We start from the raw sequence: 292 nt of genomic DNA on the forward strand, positions 1-292 counted from the left end.
AAAAACAAATGAAAACTTTAGAAGAAATGCAAGCTATGGATGAAGAAGCTATAAGGGAGTTAGGTTGGGAGTTTTTTGATCTTATTAAAGATAATAAACTTAAAGAAGTGAAAGAGTTTTTAAAAGATTATCCCGTGCCTGAAGTATTTTTAGAGAAACGTCGTAAGGTATATTGGTATGATCATCCTATACCTTTTTTTAGCCCTAGTTCTACCTTAGCTTGGGCAGGGATCGCTTATGATAAGAGTCAAAGTTTTGAAATGATGGAGTATTTTGAGAGTTTAGGACTTAA

The 292-nt window shown here is 32.9% G+C and carries 1 pseudogene; it reads left to right on the top strand.

The window, feature by feature from the left end:
* A pseudogene (locus ELQ12_RS10305) lies at positions 1–292 on the top strand (hypothetical protein); the annotation flags it as partial.

It is taken from the genome of Campylobacter sp. US25a (genome assembly GCF_004379075.1).
GTDB classification, from domain to species: Bacteria; Campylobacterota; Campylobacteria; order Campylobacterales; family Campylobacteraceae; genus Campylobacter_D; species Campylobacter_D jejuni.